Annotated in this window: 16 protein-coding genes; 10 read left to right on the top strand and 6 right to left on the bottom strand. The window is 41.7% G+C overall.

Annotated elements, in window-relative coordinates:
- Nucleotides 1–239 precede the first annotated feature (239 nt).
- The 7 genes from FYJ57_RS12455 to FYJ57_RS12485 all read left to right on the top strand — a co-directional run bounded on the left by FYJ57_RS12455 (nt 240) and on the right by FYJ57_RS12485 (nt 5,766).
- Nucleotides 240–713, top strand: coding sequence for a DUF2284 domain-containing protein (locus tag FYJ57_RS12455; RefSeq protein ID WP_154432895.1), 474 nt, complete (start codon nt 240–242; stop codon nt 711–713).
- Nucleotides 714–855: 142 nt separating this feature from the next.
- The gene (locus tag FYJ57_RS12460; RefSeq protein WP_154432896.1) at nt 856–1,440 is read left to right on the top strand and encodes a hypothetical protein; all 585 of its coding nucleotides are present in this window, start codon (nt 856–858) and stop codon (nt 1,438–1,440) included.
- Nucleotides 1,441–1,536: 96 nt separating this feature from the next.
- Nucleotides 1,537–2,217 (top strand): response regulator transcription factor, encoded by a 681-nt coding sequence (locus tag FYJ57_RS12465; protein WP_154432897.1) that lies wholly within the window; start codon nt 1,537–1,539, stop codon nt 2,215–2,217.
- The gene (locus FYJ57_RS12470) at nt 2,214–3,698 is read left to right on the top strand and encodes a HAMP domain-containing sensor histidine kinase (RefSeq protein ID WP_154432898.1); all 1,485 of its coding nucleotides are present in this window, start codon (nt 2,214–2,216) and stop codon (nt 3,696–3,698) included. The genes FYJ57_RS12465 and FYJ57_RS12470 overlap by 4 nt, the downstream gene beginning before the upstream one ends.
- A gap of 129 nt (nt 3,699–3,827) precedes the next feature.
- Nucleotides 3,828–4,682: an FKBP-type peptidyl-prolyl cis-trans isomerase gene (locus tag FYJ57_RS12475; RefSeq protein WP_154432899.1), complete on the top strand. Its 855-nt coding sequence runs from the start codon at nt 3,828–3,830 to the stop codon at nt 4,680–4,682.
- A gap of 94 nt (nt 4,683–4,776) precedes the next feature.
- Nucleotides 4,777–5,223 (top strand): YunG family protein, encoded by a 447-nt coding sequence (locus tag FYJ57_RS12480; protein ID WP_154432900.1) that lies wholly within the window; start codon nt 4,777–4,779, stop codon nt 5,221–5,223.
- A gap of 3 nt (nt 5,224–5,226) precedes the next feature.
- Entirely contained in the window at nt 5,227–5,766 is a 540-nt protein-coding gene (locus FYJ57_RS12485) for a histidine phosphatase family protein (RefSeq protein ID WP_154432901.1), read from the top strand.
- A 158-nt stretch (nt 5,767–5,924) separates the two neighbouring features.
- Here FYJ57_RS12485 and FYJ57_RS15660 read toward each other — a convergent pair whose 3' ends face one another.
- From FYJ57_RS15660 to FYJ57_RS12500, 4 genes are read right to left on the bottom strand one after another with little or no spacing between them, the layout of a single operon-like run.
- Nucleotides 5,925–6,056, bottom strand: a complete 132-nt coding sequence (locus FYJ57_RS15660) for a low molecular weight phosphatase family protein (protein WP_268878825.1) — start codon at nt 6,054–6,056, stop codon at nt 5,925–5,927.
- 30 nt (nt 6,057–6,086) lie between these two features.
- Nucleotides 6,087–6,533, bottom strand: a complete 447-nt coding sequence (locus FYJ57_RS12490) for a hypothetical protein (RefSeq protein ID WP_154432902.1) — start codon at nt 6,531–6,533, stop codon at nt 6,087–6,089.
- Nucleotides 6,530–7,282 (bottom strand): zinc ribbon domain-containing protein, encoded by a 753-nt coding sequence (locus tag FYJ57_RS12495; protein WP_154432903.1) that lies wholly within the window; start codon nt 7,280–7,282, stop codon nt 6,530–6,532. Before FYJ57_RS12495 ends, FYJ57_RS12490 begins: the two co-directional genes overlap by 4 nt.
- Nucleotides 7,283–7,295: 13 nt before the next feature.
- Nucleotides 7,296–8,072 (bottom strand): zinc ribbon domain-containing protein, encoded by a 777-nt coding sequence (locus FYJ57_RS12500; protein WP_154432904.1) that lies wholly within the window; start codon nt 8,070–8,072, stop codon nt 7,296–7,298.
- A gap of 251 nt (nt 8,073–8,323) precedes the next feature.
- Here FYJ57_RS12500 and ilvN point away from each other — a divergent pair, with 251 nt between their 5' ends.
- Entirely contained in the window at nt 8,324–8,824 is a 501-nt protein-coding gene (gene ilvN / locus FYJ57_RS12505) for an acetolactate synthase small subunit (protein WP_022171618.1), read from the top strand.
- A gap of 121 nt (nt 8,825–8,945) precedes the next feature.
- Complete coding sequence (gene ilvC, locus FYJ57_RS12510) at nt 8,946–9,968, top strand: ketol-acid reductoisomerase (RefSeq protein ID WP_117526072.1); 1,023 nt, start codon at nt 8,946–8,948, stop codon at nt 9,966–9,968.
- A gap of 131 nt (nt 9,969–10,099) precedes the next feature.
- Here ilvC and FYJ57_RS12515 read toward each other — a convergent pair whose 3' ends face one another.
- Nucleotides 10,100–10,768, bottom strand: coding sequence for a restriction endonuclease (locus tag FYJ57_RS12515; RefSeq protein WP_154432905.1), 669 nt, complete (start codon nt 10,766–10,768; stop codon nt 10,100–10,102).
- Between the two features lie 301 nt (nt 10,769–11,069).
- Nucleotides 11,070–11,873, bottom strand: coding sequence for an AraC family transcriptional regulator (locus FYJ57_RS12520; protein WP_154432906.1), 804 nt, complete (start codon nt 11,871–11,873; stop codon nt 11,070–11,072).
- Nucleotides 11,874–12,129: 256 nt separating this feature from the next.
- Between FYJ57_RS12520 and FYJ57_RS12525 the strand changes: the two genes are divergently transcribed.
- Complete coding sequence (locus tag FYJ57_RS12525) at nt 12,130–14,139, top strand: beta-galactosidase (protein ID WP_154432907.1); 2,010 nt, start codon at nt 12,130–12,132, stop codon at nt 14,137–14,139.
- Nucleotides 14,140–14,151: the final 12 nt, after the last annotated feature.

Here is a 14,151-nt window from a genome sequence, read left to right on the forward strand (position 1 = left end):
AGATAATTGAACTCTATTTTTCTTAGGGCGTGCCATAATAATAACCTCCATAGACATATTTTATCATCTATGGCAATTATATCAAGAAAAGAACATTAATTCAAATATCAACGTGTCAGTACACTAGGGGTGCGAAATAGTGATATACTATCTTTGGTGATATATGACGTTTATAAACCGATTGATATTAAAAATGAAAGATCAAAGGATAACGTTTAGATTATGGAGGGATACAAAACATGAATCTTGTGAAAGAAGCAATAGATCTGGGATTTTCAAATGCTGCCGTTATGGATACAAAGAAACTGGTTTTTGTGCCGGAATATCGAAACTTTTGTGAAGAAAACAGGTGTGGCTGTTATAATTTAAATCCTGCATGTCCACCGAGTTGTGGAACGGCAGAAGAAATGAAACAGCGCGCATTCCGTTATACGAATACTTTGGTACTGCAGACCACGTTGGAAGATAGCCGGGATCCGGCTCAATATAAGAAAGACAAGCTTCGACATAATATAATGACAGAAAAGCTTGCCGGAAAGATGGAAGCAGAGGGGATAACAGATATTTTGATTATGGCTGCAGGACCATATAAACACAATTCCTGTATGTCGGCATACTGTGTGGATGCGCAGAAAATGGCAGATGCCGCAGGGATGCTGTGCTGGGAGAATGATGGAATGTTGAGGTATTTCTCGCAGATTCTTTATTCGTAACTGTGAAGGTACTGAGTAATTATGAATTCTATTGTTTGGTGTCAATACAGAACTGCTGATCGAGCATGCTCTGGTGATATTTGACAGGAGTTTGAAAAAAAGAGTATAATACACGAAAATAAAAACAAAAGGGGAGAGAAGAATGGATTATTCGTCCGGAATTAATCAATTTACACAGGTGGCGGCACAGTTATCTGTATTACTCTTGATTGTACGTGTTGCTTTTGGGGCTCTGAATTGTTTTATGGGGTATCGGATGTTGAAGTTCTGGATTTCAGTCTGTGGCTTTTTTCTGGGAACCGGAATAGGTATGACCGCTGTGTATGTTCTGCAGTTGTCCGGAAATGTAAAATGGATTCTGCCACTGGCAGCAGGGGGCATAACTGCGGTTCTGGGATATGAGGTGTACCTTGTAGGTGCATTTTTTCTGGGATGGGTTCTCACAACTTATGGAATATTAATGGTGGTCCGTCAGCTGGATATAGAACCCAAAATGGAAATATTGATTTTGGCAGCAGGAACACTTTTGGGTGTTCTTGTGGGGATCCTGGTAGTAAAATATGCCCGCCCATGTATTATCTGGCTGATGGCTGTCAGTGGCGGTATGAGCATGGCAACCGGTGTCTGCGGGATCCTGCAGAAAGATTCAGGGATTCTGATGCTGCTTATTATGGCTGTCTGTGTACCGGCGGGAGTACTTTTTCAGTTTATGACCACACATAAGTAAAAGAGAAGTTAAAAAACACAAAAGCTACATATTTTTCATATATACTGAGCACATAAAACGTGATAGCAGATCACATGGTTTTGAGGAGGAACAGGCATGGGAAAACTGAAGATTCTGGTCGTGGATGACGAGAGCAGAATGCGGAAACTGGTAAAAGATTTCCTGATGAAAAAAGATTTTGATGTGCTGGAAGCCGGTGACGGAGAACAGGCGGTAGATATATTTTTTGAAGAGAAAGACATTGCTTTGATTATTCTGGATGTCATGATGCCAAAGATGGACGGATGGCAGGTATGTCGTGAGATTCGCGCACATTCCAGGGTTCCGATCATTATGCTGACAGCAAAAAGTGATGAACGGGATGAACTGATGGGCTTCGACCTGGGAGTGGATGAGTATATTTCCAAACCTTTCAGTCCAAAGATTCTGGTTGCCAGAGTGGAGGCAATCCTTCGAAGATCCGGTCACGGAGAACAGGAAAATGTGCTGACATGCGGCGGTATTGAACTGAACAAAACAGCACATATAGTCAGTGTGGACGGAAAAAATATCGAACTGAGTTTCAAGGAATTTGAACTGCTGACCTACTTTATGGAAAATCAGGGAATTGCATTATCCAGAGAAAAAATCTTGAATCATGTATGGAATTATGATTATTTCGGAGATGCCCGAACGATTGATACCCATGTAAAAAAACTGCGAAGCAAAATGGGAGATAAAGGAGATTATATCAAAACAATCTGGGGCATGGGATATAAGTTCGAGGTAGATCAATGAAAAAATCAAAATCCATACGCTGGCAGATAACAGGAGCATTTCTTGGCTTTCTGGTACTCGCTCTGGGATTGATCATTTTTTTGAATATGACATTCATGGAGCAGTATTATCTGGAGAATAAAAAAGAAATATTGAAAACCAGTTATGAAACGATTGCCAAAGAATACGACGCGGTGGATAAGACAGATACATTAAAGTTTGCATCTACCAATAACCTGTCGTTTGTTATCATTGACTGGAATGGATCTGAACCGGAAGGATACAGCAATCTGCGGGACAGTGAATCAAAAAAACTTGCAGCGAAATTATTCGGATATATTTATAATTTCGAACCGAAGGGCGATAAGATCATTGAGAAAACAAATAATTATACGATTCAGTTTAACAGAGATGCCAGTCTGAACATGGAATTCCTGGAAATCTGGGGTACGCTGGATGACGGTGTAAACTTTATTGTACGATCACCGATAGAAAGCATTCAGAAAAGTATCGCATTGTCCAATCGATTCTATCTGATGGTGGCGTTAGGTGTGTGTGTGATCGGTGCTGCATTTATCGCTTTTCTGGCAAAACGTCTGACAAAACCGCTGACGGAACTTACAGAGATATCCAGACGAATGGCGAATCTGGACTTTGATGTAAAATATACCAGTGGAGGAGAAGATGAGATCGGTGTGCTGGGACATAATTTTAATCAGATGTCAGAAACCCTGGAACAGACGATTTCGGAACTGAAGACGGCAAATAATGAACTGCAGAAAGACATTGAAAAAAAAGAAGAAATTGATGAGATGCGAAAAGAATTTCTGTCGAATGTTTCCCATGAGCTGAAAACGCCGATCGCACTGATTCAGGGGTATGCAGAAGGTCTGCAGGATAATATTAACGATGATGAGGAAAGCCGTCAGTTCTATTGTGATGTGATTATAGATGAAGCGGGAAAGATGAACCAGATGGTGAAGAAACTGCTGACACTGAATCAGCTGGAATTTGGTAATGATCAGGTGAATATGGAGCGTTTTGATCTGACATCTCTGATACAGGGAGTGATCCAGTCTTCCCAGATTCTGGCACAGCAGGCTGAAGTTGAGATTATGTTCTACCAGGCAGAACCTCTGCATGTGTGGGGAGATGAATTCAAGGTAGAAGAGGTCATCACAAACTATGTCACCAATGCGATTCATTATGCTAAAAATGAAAAGAAAATAGATATCCGATGTACCCAGGAGAATGGTGTGATCCGCACCTCGGTTTTCAATACCGGAGATGCGATTCCGGAAGAAGAACTGGATAAGATCTGGATCAAATTTTATAAAGTAGACAAAGCAAGGACGAGAGAGTACGGCGGAAGCGGTATCGGTCTGTCTATCGTAAAAGCGATCATGGAGTCTATGAATCAGCAGTGTGGTGTGAAAAATTATGATAATGGAGTGGAATTCTGGTTTACACTGGATACTACATTGTCAGGAAATCAGGAATAAAAACTCGAAAACGTGTTTTTAAGACAGGCGTAGTAACAAAAGTTATTTATTTCTTTGTCATTTCAGTGACAAATGTGTTATACTTAACAAAACGCTGTAAAAGAAAAATACGTAGGAGGATTTTTACAAATGAAAATAGCGGTAACATATGAAAATGGAAAGGTATTTCAGCACTTTGGAAAGACAGAAACATTTAAGGTATATGAAGTGGAAGAGGGAAAAGTAATTTCCAGTGAAGTGATCGGTTCCAATGGAGAAGGTCACGGAGCTCTTGCCGGAGTGTTAGAAGGTCAGGGAGTTGATGTACTGATCTGCGGAGGTCTTGGTGGTGGCGCACAGGCAGCACTGGCAGAGGCGGGAATCGAAGTATGTTCCGGAGCAGAAGGTGATGCTGACCAGGCAGTGGAAGCATACCTGAAAGGAGAACTGATATCTACCGGCGTAAATTGTGATCATCATCATGAAGAAGAGGAAGGACATTCCTGCGGATCGAACTGTGGCGACGGCGGCTGCAGCGGCTGCGGTGGTGGCTGCGGAAGTCATCAGCCGTCATTTGAAGGGCCAAATGTAGGAAAAATCTGCCGGACACATTACAGAGGAACATTTAACGATGGTTCTCAGTTCGACAGCTCCTATGACCGTGGCGAACCACTGGAATTTACCTGCGGTGCTGGACAGATGATCCTTGGTTTTGATAAAGCAGTAGCAACTATGGAAGTGGGTGAGAAGGTTACCGTTCATCTGATGCCGGAAGAAGCATATGGCATGTCGGATCCAAATGCGATTTTTACTGTGGAGATCGCCCAGCTTCCAGGTTCTGAAGACCTTACTGTAGGTCAGCAGGTGTATCTTTCCAATCAGTACGGTCAGCCATTCCCGGTAAAGGTAAACGCGAAAGATGAAAAAACTATTACATTTGACGCAAACCATGAGATGGCTGGAAAAGAACTGAACTTTGAGATTGAACTGGTGGAAGTGAAATAATAACATAAGATAAGTAACAGACAAAGCTATACAATGATTTCAATGAATTGTATAGCTTTGTTTTTAGTTTAAAATTTAGAGGGAATATAGTATTATGAAATACAGATTTTGGGGCTGGGAACACGCAGATGCAAAAGCGATTACAGCCGAATATAAAGGGATCGAGACACCTGTTGATTTATACGATGCATTATCACATGTCTGGTGTGCGGATACCTGTGCGCCGCGGATGAGGCAGAACTGGACAAAAGAAAATATGACACTTGGACAGTGTTCGATCACCGCTTTTCTGGCTCAGGATATCTTCGGCGGTAAAGTGTACGGAATCCTCAGACCGGGTGGAAATTATCACTGTTATAATGTGATCAGAGACTGTAAGTTTGATCTTACCAGTGAGCAGTTCGGCGATGAAGTACTGGACTATGAGGAGAATCCTGAACAGTTCCGGGAAGTGCATTTTGCGAAGGAAGAGAAGCGGATGCGGTACGAGAAGTTGAAAGAAGAATTGAAGAAGTATTGCGAAAGAAACGAGGAGAAATAATAAATGGGACACTTTTACTTTGTCCGTCACGGACAGACCGTGTGGAATGTGGAAAATAAGATCTGCGGCTGCACCGACAGCCCACTGACTGAATACGGACGGGAACAGGCGAGAGAAACCGGAAGAAAGATTCTTGCAGAAGGAATCCAGGCAGATGAGATCCTGTGTTCACCGCTCAGCCGGGCAAAAGATACGGCACAGTTGATTTCTGAGATGACAGGAATCCCATGTCGGGTAGAACCGAGACTGATCGAGCAAAATTTCGGAAAATGGGAATCCACGCCGCGGGATGGAGAGAACTTTAAAAAGGCGAAAGAATTCTTCGCCTGCAGCCATGAGGGAGGAGAATCGACACTTCGTCTGGCACAGAGAATCTATAACCTTCTCGATGATATCAGGAAAGAATCGAAAGAAAAAACTTACATTCTGGTTGCCCATAACGGAATCGCCAGAGTTGTGCAGTCTTATTTTACCGATATGACGAATGAAGAATATGCTGCATGGGGTGTGAAAAACTGCGCGGTTGTTCGGTATGATTTTTAGCCAATATCTTATATTGATTCGGTGAAACAAATTTGATTTACATATAGTGTTAAACTTTATACATTCAATTATATCATTTCTACGGAAATGATATAATTGAATTGACAAATGAAAAAAATACAATTCGAATTTTCATTCCAGCGAGAACAAATTAAACCCTATTTATCCCCATGCAGCAGATAATACAGCAGCCCGTCACATCCGCGTTCCACATCGGCATATGTCTCATCAAACCTTCCCGTATACCACGGATCCCGGATCGAAGCGGAACTTCCGACGAATGACAGCAACAGGAAAATTTTCCAGTTCTTTCCTTCGATTTAATTGGTATCAGTTTCTCCCGTGTGAAGAGAATCCAGTTCCAGTAACTGATTGATCTTCTCGACGTAGTCACTGTAATTACCGGTTTGTGCCGCATATTGTTCCATCTGCTGTACCTGACGGGTGATAGCAAGATTGTCACCTGTAAGTACGTAAGCTTTATACAGAGTAGCTGCCTGGTAATATCTGGCTACTGCCTGACAGGCTTTGATATTGGAACTCAATTTCTTATCAGGGATGCAGTCCCTGCAGGTCATATCATATAGATTCATGTAATCTTCCTGTTGCAGGGTGGAAATATAATCTTCTTCATCAAGATAATAAGAAGGAACAGAAGCGGAATCTCTGATCTCTGAGATTCCGATGGCAATCATCAGAAGACAGGAAAGGATCAGGATAATAGTGATAATACCACAGATCAGTTTTCCAGGTGAAAATCGTTTCATCGTTTTTCAAGCCCCCTTTCCAGGTATTCTTTTTGCTTTCTGGATGAGAGATCCGGAAGTGCTTCCGCTTCTTCAGGAGTAAGACCGGCATAAGCCACCAGAATAGCCTTTGTCTGGGTACGCAGATCTGTCAGAGCAGCATTGGTTTCGTCTGTAAAATATTCATCTGCGTTATAAGAGTAATTATCTTCGAGATTATAAATATCATGGACATCACGCGCAAGTGTTGTGATGGTATGAGAAATCTCATCTGAATCGAAATAGTAATTATTACAGGAACTGTTGGTATCCACAAGAATTCGATAAATATTACGATAGGAATCAGAGGCGCTGATCAGGGCGTTGTATTTGTTAAATGCATCTTCATAATACAGAGAATTCTGGCTGTAATAATAAGAAAGTCCATAGAAATCACCATTTTGGATATAAGTATCTATATTTTCCTGGTGCTTGCTGAGATGGCTGTGAATCTGTTGCTTTTGAAGACTGGAGCCGATATCCCAGCTTTTGGCTACAAAAACAAAAGAAACAATATTTAATAAAATCAGAACGAAAATGACAGTCAAAGGTACAGTCAGACTGGTAAAATGTTTGGTCTTCTGATAAACTTCAGACTGAGTCTGCTGAAATTCCTGCTCGTATCGATCCATATCTTCCTGATGTTTTCTGGCAAATTCGTTTGGAAGGCCACAGAAAGGACAATACTTCTCCTCCAGACCGATCTGTGCGCCGCAATGAGGGCATTTCATCTGTTATTCCTCCTTATGAAAATTGATTTTTATGGCTGGCTGTATAATCCAGACATTTTTTATAACTCAGATACCCGTCATCCAGACAGTCCTGATACACCTGATCAGCCTCATCAGAAGTCAGATGAAAATGTTCCAGCAACAGAGAGTCTGACTCCTGAATAAATGTGGCCAATTTGACAAGTTCTGCATCCGTCAGTTTGTTTTTGTGATACGAAGAAAATTCTTCTCTGGTAAGAACCATGGCAGAATAGAATCCTGTACTGATATCGTATTCATTGTAACTGTTGTCAGCGATGGCATCGTTTAAAAACTTTACATCCATATATAAAGTGTAATAATTGTAGTAATCCATATGTTTCCAACGATATAAAGCAGTGCTTCCATCCAGGTTATACAAACTGTTGATATATGTATACACTTCTTCATCATTCCCGGAAGCATATAACTCATTTAATTTTGGAAAATACTCTTTTGCAAATGCATTTTCTTTTCGGAGTTCTTTCTTTTCCAGATAGCTGCTTCCGTAAAAGACAGATACCCCTGTTACGAAGAGCAGAAGAAAGATACAGAAAATAATAAGAACAATCTTAGCAGTAAAAATCCCCTGGTGGCGCAGTTCTCTGGTGTATTCCTTTGTGGGAACAGCTTTGAGATTTTGAACATCCTGTTTCAGATGTTCGAGTGTTTGCATGTATTCAGATTCAGCAGCGGAAGGCTGAAGCATACCGCAGTAGGGGCAGGTGACATCACTTTCTTTTAGTTCAGCACCACAATTTGAACAAAACATAATGGTACGCCTCCTTTCGTTAAAACCGCAAATGCATACATACTTCGGACGTCTCAATGGTACCGGAATTGGGAAAGTACGAAGTACGGATCAATATTTTCTGACTACGACACTATTCCATAATTATAGCATAAAAAAATACAAAAAGGGTGTTGTTTTTTAGTTAATTATGCATTGACAAAGAAGGGCAGAGTTGGTAGAATGAAAAACAAAGCTGTTTTACACATTACCAAGAGAAAGTGGGAAAGAATATGAAACAGAGAATTTTATCTATTTTAGTAGATAACACCGCTGGTGTTTTAGGAAGAATCGCCGGTATGTTCAGCCGGAGAGGCTACAATATAGACAGCCTTACAGTAGGTGTAACCGCAGATCCAAGATATTCCCGTATGACGGTTGTCTGCAGCGGAGATGATGATGTCCTCGAACAGATTACAAAGCAGCTGAACAAGCTGGTAGATGTTAGAGATATCAAGATTCTGGAACCGGATGCCAGTGTTATCAGAGAGTTGATTCTTGTAAAAGTAAGAGTATCTCAGGCAAACAGACAGAATGTCACATCTATCGCAGAGATTTTCCGTGCGAAGGTTGTAGATGTGTCCGTCGATTCCATGGTATTGGAACTGACAGGTTCAAAATCAAAACTGGAGGCATTTCTCCAGCTTCTGGCAGATGGTAATGAGATTCTGGAACTGGCAAGAACCGGAGTATCCGGCCTGTCACGTGGATCTGATTACGTATTAGTTTTATAAAAACGTGAAACCGGATGAAAAGCCCGGTCAGAAGATACAGCGAAAAGCTGTCAATTACATAGTGTGCTAGAGGGGAAACCCCCTAACAATAGAAAAATATCCATTTTAGGAGGAACAAAAAATGGCAAACAAAATTTATTACCAGGAAGATTGTAACTTATCTATGCTGGAAGGACAGACAATTGCCGTTATCGGTTACGGTAGCCAGGGACATGCACATGCTCTGAACGCAAAAGAGTCTGGATGTAATGTTATTATTGGTCTGTATGAAGGAAGCAAATCCTGGGCAAAAGCAGAAGCACAGGGATTTGAAGTATATACAGCTGCAGAAGCAGCTAAAAGAGCTGACATTATCATGATCCTGATCAACGATGAACTGCAGGCTGATATGTACAAAAAAGATATTGAGCCAAACCTGGAAGAAGGTAACATGCTGATGTTCGCACATGGTTTCAACATTCATTTCGGATGCATCAAACCTCCAAAGAACGTTGATGTAACCATGATCGCACCAAAAGCACCTGGACATACTGTAAGAAGTGAATATCAGGCTGGTAAAGGTACTCCTTGTCTGGTAGCTGTAGAACAGGATGCTACAGGAAAAGCTCTGGAAAGAGCACTGGCTTATGGTCTGGCAATCGGTGGAGCAAGAGCTGGTCTTCTGGAGACAACTTTCAGAACAGAAACAGAAACAGACCTGTTCGGTGAGCAGGCAGTTCTGTGTGGTGGCGTTTGTGCCCTGATGCAGGCAGGTTTCGAAACTCTGTGTGAAGCAGGTTACGATCCAAGAAATGCATACTTCGAATGTATCCATGAGATGAAACTGATCGTAGATCTGATCTACCAGTCAGGTTTCGAAGGAATGAGATATTCTATCTCCAATACAGCAGAATACGGTGACTACATCACAGGACCAAAGATCGTTACAGCAGAAACAAAGAAAGCTATGAAACAGATTCTGACAGATATCCAGGATGGTTCTTTTGCAAAAGAATTCCTGCTTGACATGTCTCCTGCAGGTCGTCAGGTTCACTTCAAAGCTATGCGTAAACTGGCTTCTGAACATCCGTCAGAGAAAGTTGGTAAAGAGATCCGTAAGCTGTACAGCTGGAACAACGAAGATGACAAACTGATCAACAACTAATCCAAAGCACTATATGTAAGCACGAGATAAACACAGAAAGCCCCGGAAAGCTTAATTTTCCGGGGCTTTTTGCATATGCAATATGTCGAAAGAACGGGCGGAAAAGAGGTATAGGCAACACGGAGATCATGTCAATGCCGTTTGTGCCCCACCAGCCAGCAGGCATGCAATAAATAAACAGCTGTCGGAATCAGAACAAGCAGCTGGATATCTGAATAAGCCGCACTGGTGATTGCCGGCAACAAAACTGTATGGAGAGACAGGTACAGATAGATACTACCTGCTGCCAGATTGCAGAGAACAAATCGCCATCCAAGAAAACCGAAGACTGAAGCAGCTACCAGAAGGACACCAAGAAGAACTCCACCGGGCAGATGAAAAGAAAAGGTATCTTTGTTTTGTATAAAAAATAACAACAGAATTCCATATAAAAAAAATACAATATTCATCAGGCTCATAAGTTTAAACAGCAGACTGTAGTATCGTGTGGTGGGGCAGTGATCCCAAAGCTCGACTTCCAGTTTTTCTGCCAGTTCTGTGGCTGCCCGGGTGAAGGTGAGATTGGTCATTACCATGGCCTTATCACAGTCATAAAAGTTTGCACCGGCATAGGCTTCCTGTACAGCTTTGTTTCCTACCGGATATGAATAATATTTGCACTGGATTCCATATTTTTTCCGATGTTTACGGGCAATAATATCTACGCCCTGATCTCCGGAACTCTGGGTAACCTGAACTCTGGAGAATCCATTCCTTTTTAAAATTTCTGCACACTGATATTCAAATTGATACCCATCCATGTGTTATTATCTCCTGTAATATAATATGATGTGAGATTCAAAAGTGTTTTATCCTTAACATTATAATCTCAGGATACCATAGAATAGAGAAAAGAACAAGTGTTCTTGACGGAAAATAACAAAATATTGTGATGCGGAGTAACTATTCAGTAGCCATTATCCCGCGAGGTGTTTTGGCATAAATATGCCAAAATTCCGAGACATACAAGCAAAAATGCCATCACCGAAGGTGATTTTAAATGCATTTTTGCTCGTAACTGTGAAGGTACTGAGCAGTTACGATGCGGAATTTAAACTCGGTTTAATTGATTTTCCGAAATTCTGAAGGTGTCATTCCGGTTGTTTTTCGAAACATCAGAACAAAATGACTGGCATCGGTATAGCCCACATCCTGGGAGATATCCTGTATTTTCCTGGTTCTGTGACTGACCAGAAGTTCCTTGGCTTTGCTGATTCGGAATTTGGTCAGATATTCGTAGACCGAACATCCAAGATACCTGGAAAAAAGCCGGGACAGATATTGTGGTGTGACGAAGACTTTCTGACTGAGTGTGTCAGCGGTAAGATCTTCCATATATCTGGTATGGATAATGGTAAGAACCGGCCGAACATATTTTTCCCAGGCTGGCTGTTGAGAAGGATTAGACTGAAGTCCCCCGATAAACTGTAAAAGCACCTGATAACATTCCAGAGACAAAAGTTGAGGATCTGTCGGTGTTTCCTGATGATGAAGAACGGCCTGATCAATCAGCTTCCGGATAGAGGCAGCTTTTTCGTTTTCAAAAAAAAGTAAATGAGAAGAACCAAATAAGGCAGAAAAATAAGGGCTCATGGAACCACTGAAAGTGGCAAACAAAGTAATCCACTGACCTGAAGCAGAATGGTAAACATGTGGTATCCCCGGGGCAAGAAGTACTCCCTGGTTTTCTCTAATGGTATATTTTTTTTCATCAATAGAGAGGATGCCGCTTCCTTCCTGGGTCTGCAGATAATGATAAACCGGAAAACCATCCGGACGTAGTGTGGGCTCCTGATTCCAGTTGTTACCGATGGAATCAAACTGAAAGGGAAAGTCTGTGGGAGCCGAATTAAAATAGATAGGCATAGGAAGAACCTCCGTAAGAATTATTATCGAATGGTACGAAAATGAAGTTTCGCACAGACTGATGCATTTTCAGATTCATGGTAACACACAGAAAAAACATCTGTCAATTTGTTTCGAAATGTTATAGAAAGAAGTATGTCTTGTTATACAAATCTGAAAAAATAAGAGGTATAATACAGATAACAAATGGTTATCAGAAACTAACAAAATAGATTCGGATAATTATAGAAATGGACAAATCGAAAGGAGCAGTTTTATGCAGCCAAAATTCAAAAGAATTCTTTATGGAGGAGATTATAATCCAAATCAGTGGCCGGAGGAAGTATGGAAAGAAGATATGAGAATCTTCAAAGATGCGCGGATCAACAGCGCTACGATCAATGTATTCTCCTGGGCAAAGATTCAGCCTTCAGAGCATGAATACAACTTTGCGGAACTGGATAAGATCGTAGAGATGCTTTCGGAAGAAAATTATGCTATTGTATTTGCCACTTCCACAGCAGCACTTCCTGGATGGATGGTCAGAAAATATCCGGAAGTAATGAGTACCGATTATGAAGGCAGACAGCATCGTTTTGGTCAGCGTCATAATGCCTGTCCGAATTCTCTGGTATATCGCAAATATGCTTCTGCAATGGCAGATAAGCTTGCGGAACGCTATGCCTCCAACCCGCATGTGACCTGCTGGCATATCAATAACGAATACGGAGTGACCTGCTTCTGCGACAACTGTCAGAATGCTTTCCGTGTATGGTTAAAAGACAAATACAAAACAATAGAAGCACTGAACAAAGCATGGAACATGGAATTCTGGGGACATACCGTATATGACTGGGATGATGTGGTGGTTCCGAATGCATTAAGTGAAGGCATAGGAACAGAGAAAACCGCATTTGCGGGTATTTCCATAGATTATCGAAGATTTAATTCTGACAGTGTTCTGGAATGCTACAAGCTGGAGAGAGATGCAGTTCGTAAATATAACCAAGAAGTAGTCATCACAACAAACCTGATGGGAACGTTTAAAGATCTGGATTATTTCAAATGGGCGAAAGAGATGGATGTGGTATCCTGGGATAACTATCCGGCATACGATACTCCATGGAGCATGATTGCCATGAAACATGATCTGATGAGAGGCCTGAAACATGAACCGTTTATGCTGATGGAACAGACACCGAGCCAGCAGAACTGGCAGAAATACAACTCTCTGAAACGTCCGGGACAGATGCGTGCGCAGAGCTATCAGACGATGGCTCACGGTGCAGATACGATTCAGTTCTTCCAGCTGAGAAGAAGTGTGGGAGCCTGCGAGAAATTTCATGGAGCTGTTATTGCTCATGCAGGAACGGAAAACACCAGAGTGTTCCGTGAGGTGGCTCAGCTTGGTAAAGAACTGGAAAGTTTTGGAACAAAGACACTGGGAAGCGAAAATCTTTCAGATGTCGGCCTGATTTTTGACTGGGAAAATTACTGGGCACTGGAATACACCAGCGGACCTTCCGAAGATCTGAAATATGTAGAGCAGATTCATAAGTATTATAATTATTTCTATGAAAGAAATATCAGTGTTGATATGATTCCGGTAGATGCAGATTTCTCACAGTACAAGATGGTGGTTGCACCGGTTCTTTACATGGTAAAAGAAGGAATGAAAGAGGCTTTGGAATCCTTTGTAAAGAATGGCGGTATCCTGATTACTACATATATGAGCGGTATCGTAGACCAGTCTGACAATGTGCATCTTGGAGGCTATCCGGGACCGCTGCGTGACATGGCGGGTGTATGGGTGGAAGAAATTGATGCGCTGGCACCGGAACAGGTCAATGAAGTGAAATTTACGGATGGAACTACAGCATCCTGCAACCTGTTATGTGATCTGCTGCATCTGGAAGGTGCAGAAGCACTGGCAACGTACCAGAAAGATTTTTATGCAGATATGCCTGCAGTCACAAGAAATACCTTTGGCAAAGGTGCAACGTATTATGTAGGAACGCAGATGGATGATGCGGGACTCGCAAAGATTCTGGATCAGGCGGTAAATGAAGTGAATGTAAGGGCTGTGATTCCGGAAGTAACCGGGCTGGAAGTTACTTGCAGAACTTCTGACGACACCAGATATTATTATGTCATGAACTTCAAAGATGAGGATCAGGTTCTTCCGGATAGCCTTGGTGGAAAAACAGATTTGATTAGTGGAGCAGTCATTCCGGCAGGAACGGTACTGAAAAAATGGGATGTACTGATCCTGCAGGAAGAAAAATAAAATAGTACTTTG

It is taken from the genome of Oliverpabstia intestinalis, from assembly GCF_009696065.1.
GTDB lineage: Bacteria > Bacillota > Clostridia > Lachnospirales > Lachnospiraceae > Oliverpabstia > Oliverpabstia intestinalis.

What these genes read in the sequence shown, in the direction of transcription:
- FYJ57_RS12460 (WP_154432896.1), top strand. Translation starts at nt 856, where the DNA reads ATGGATTATTCGTCCGGAATTAATCAATTTACACAGGTGGCGGCACAG.
- FYJ57_RS12455 (WP_154432895.1), top strand. Translation starts at nt 240, where the DNA reads ATGAATCTTGTGAAAGAAGCAATAGATCTGGGATTTTCAAATGCTGCC.
- FYJ57_RS12495 (WP_154432903.1), bottom strand. Translation starts at nt 7,282, where the DNA reads ATGAAATGCCCTCATTGCGGCGCACAGATCGGTCTGGAGGAGAAGTAT.
- FYJ57_RS12500 (WP_154432904.1), bottom strand. Translation starts at nt 8,072, where the DNA reads ATGTTTTGTTCAAATTGTGGTGCTGAACTAAAAGAAAGTGATGTCACC.
- FYJ57_RS12485 (WP_154432901.1), top strand. Translation starts at nt 5,227, where the DNA reads ATGGGACACTTTTACTTTGTCCGTCACGGACAGACCGTGTGGAATGTG.
- FYJ57_RS12475 (WP_154432899.1), top strand. Translation starts at nt 3,828, where the DNA reads ATGAAAATAGCGGTAACATATGAAAATGGAAAGGTATTTCAGCACTTT.
- ilvC (WP_117526072.1), top strand. Translation starts at nt 8,946, where the DNA reads ATGGCAAACAAAATTTATTACCAGGAAGATTGTAACTTATCTATGCTG.
- FYJ57_RS12525 (WP_154432907.1), top strand. Translation starts at nt 12,130, where the DNA reads ATGCAGCCAAAATTCAAAAGAATTCTTTATGGAGGAGATTATAATCCA.
- ilvN (WP_022171618.1), top strand. Translation starts at nt 8,324, where the DNA reads ATGAAACAGAGAATTTTATCTATTTTAGTAGATAACACCGCTGGTGTT.
- FYJ57_RS12480 (WP_154432900.1), top strand. Translation starts at nt 4,777, where the DNA reads ATGAAATACAGATTTTGGGGCTGGGAACACGCAGATGCAAAAGCGATT.
- FYJ57_RS12520 (WP_154432906.1), bottom strand. Translation starts at nt 11,873, where the DNA reads ATGCCTATCTATTTTAATTCGGCTCCCACAGACTTTCCCTTTCAGTTT.
- FYJ57_RS12470 (WP_154432898.1), top strand. Translation starts at nt 2,214, where the DNA reads ATGAAAAAATCAAAATCCATACGCTGGCAGATAACAGGAGCATTTCTT.
- FYJ57_RS12465 (WP_154432897.1), top strand. Translation starts at nt 1,537, where the DNA reads ATGGGAAAACTGAAGATTCTGGTCGTGGATGACGAGAGCAGAATGCGG.
- FYJ57_RS12490 (WP_154432902.1), bottom strand. Translation starts at nt 6,533, where the DNA reads ATGAAACGATTTTCACCTGGAAAACTGATCTGTGGTATTATCACTATT.
- FYJ57_RS12515 (WP_154432905.1), bottom strand. Translation starts at nt 10,768, where the DNA reads ATGGATGGGTATCAATTTGAATATCAGTGTGCAGAAATTTTAAAAAGG.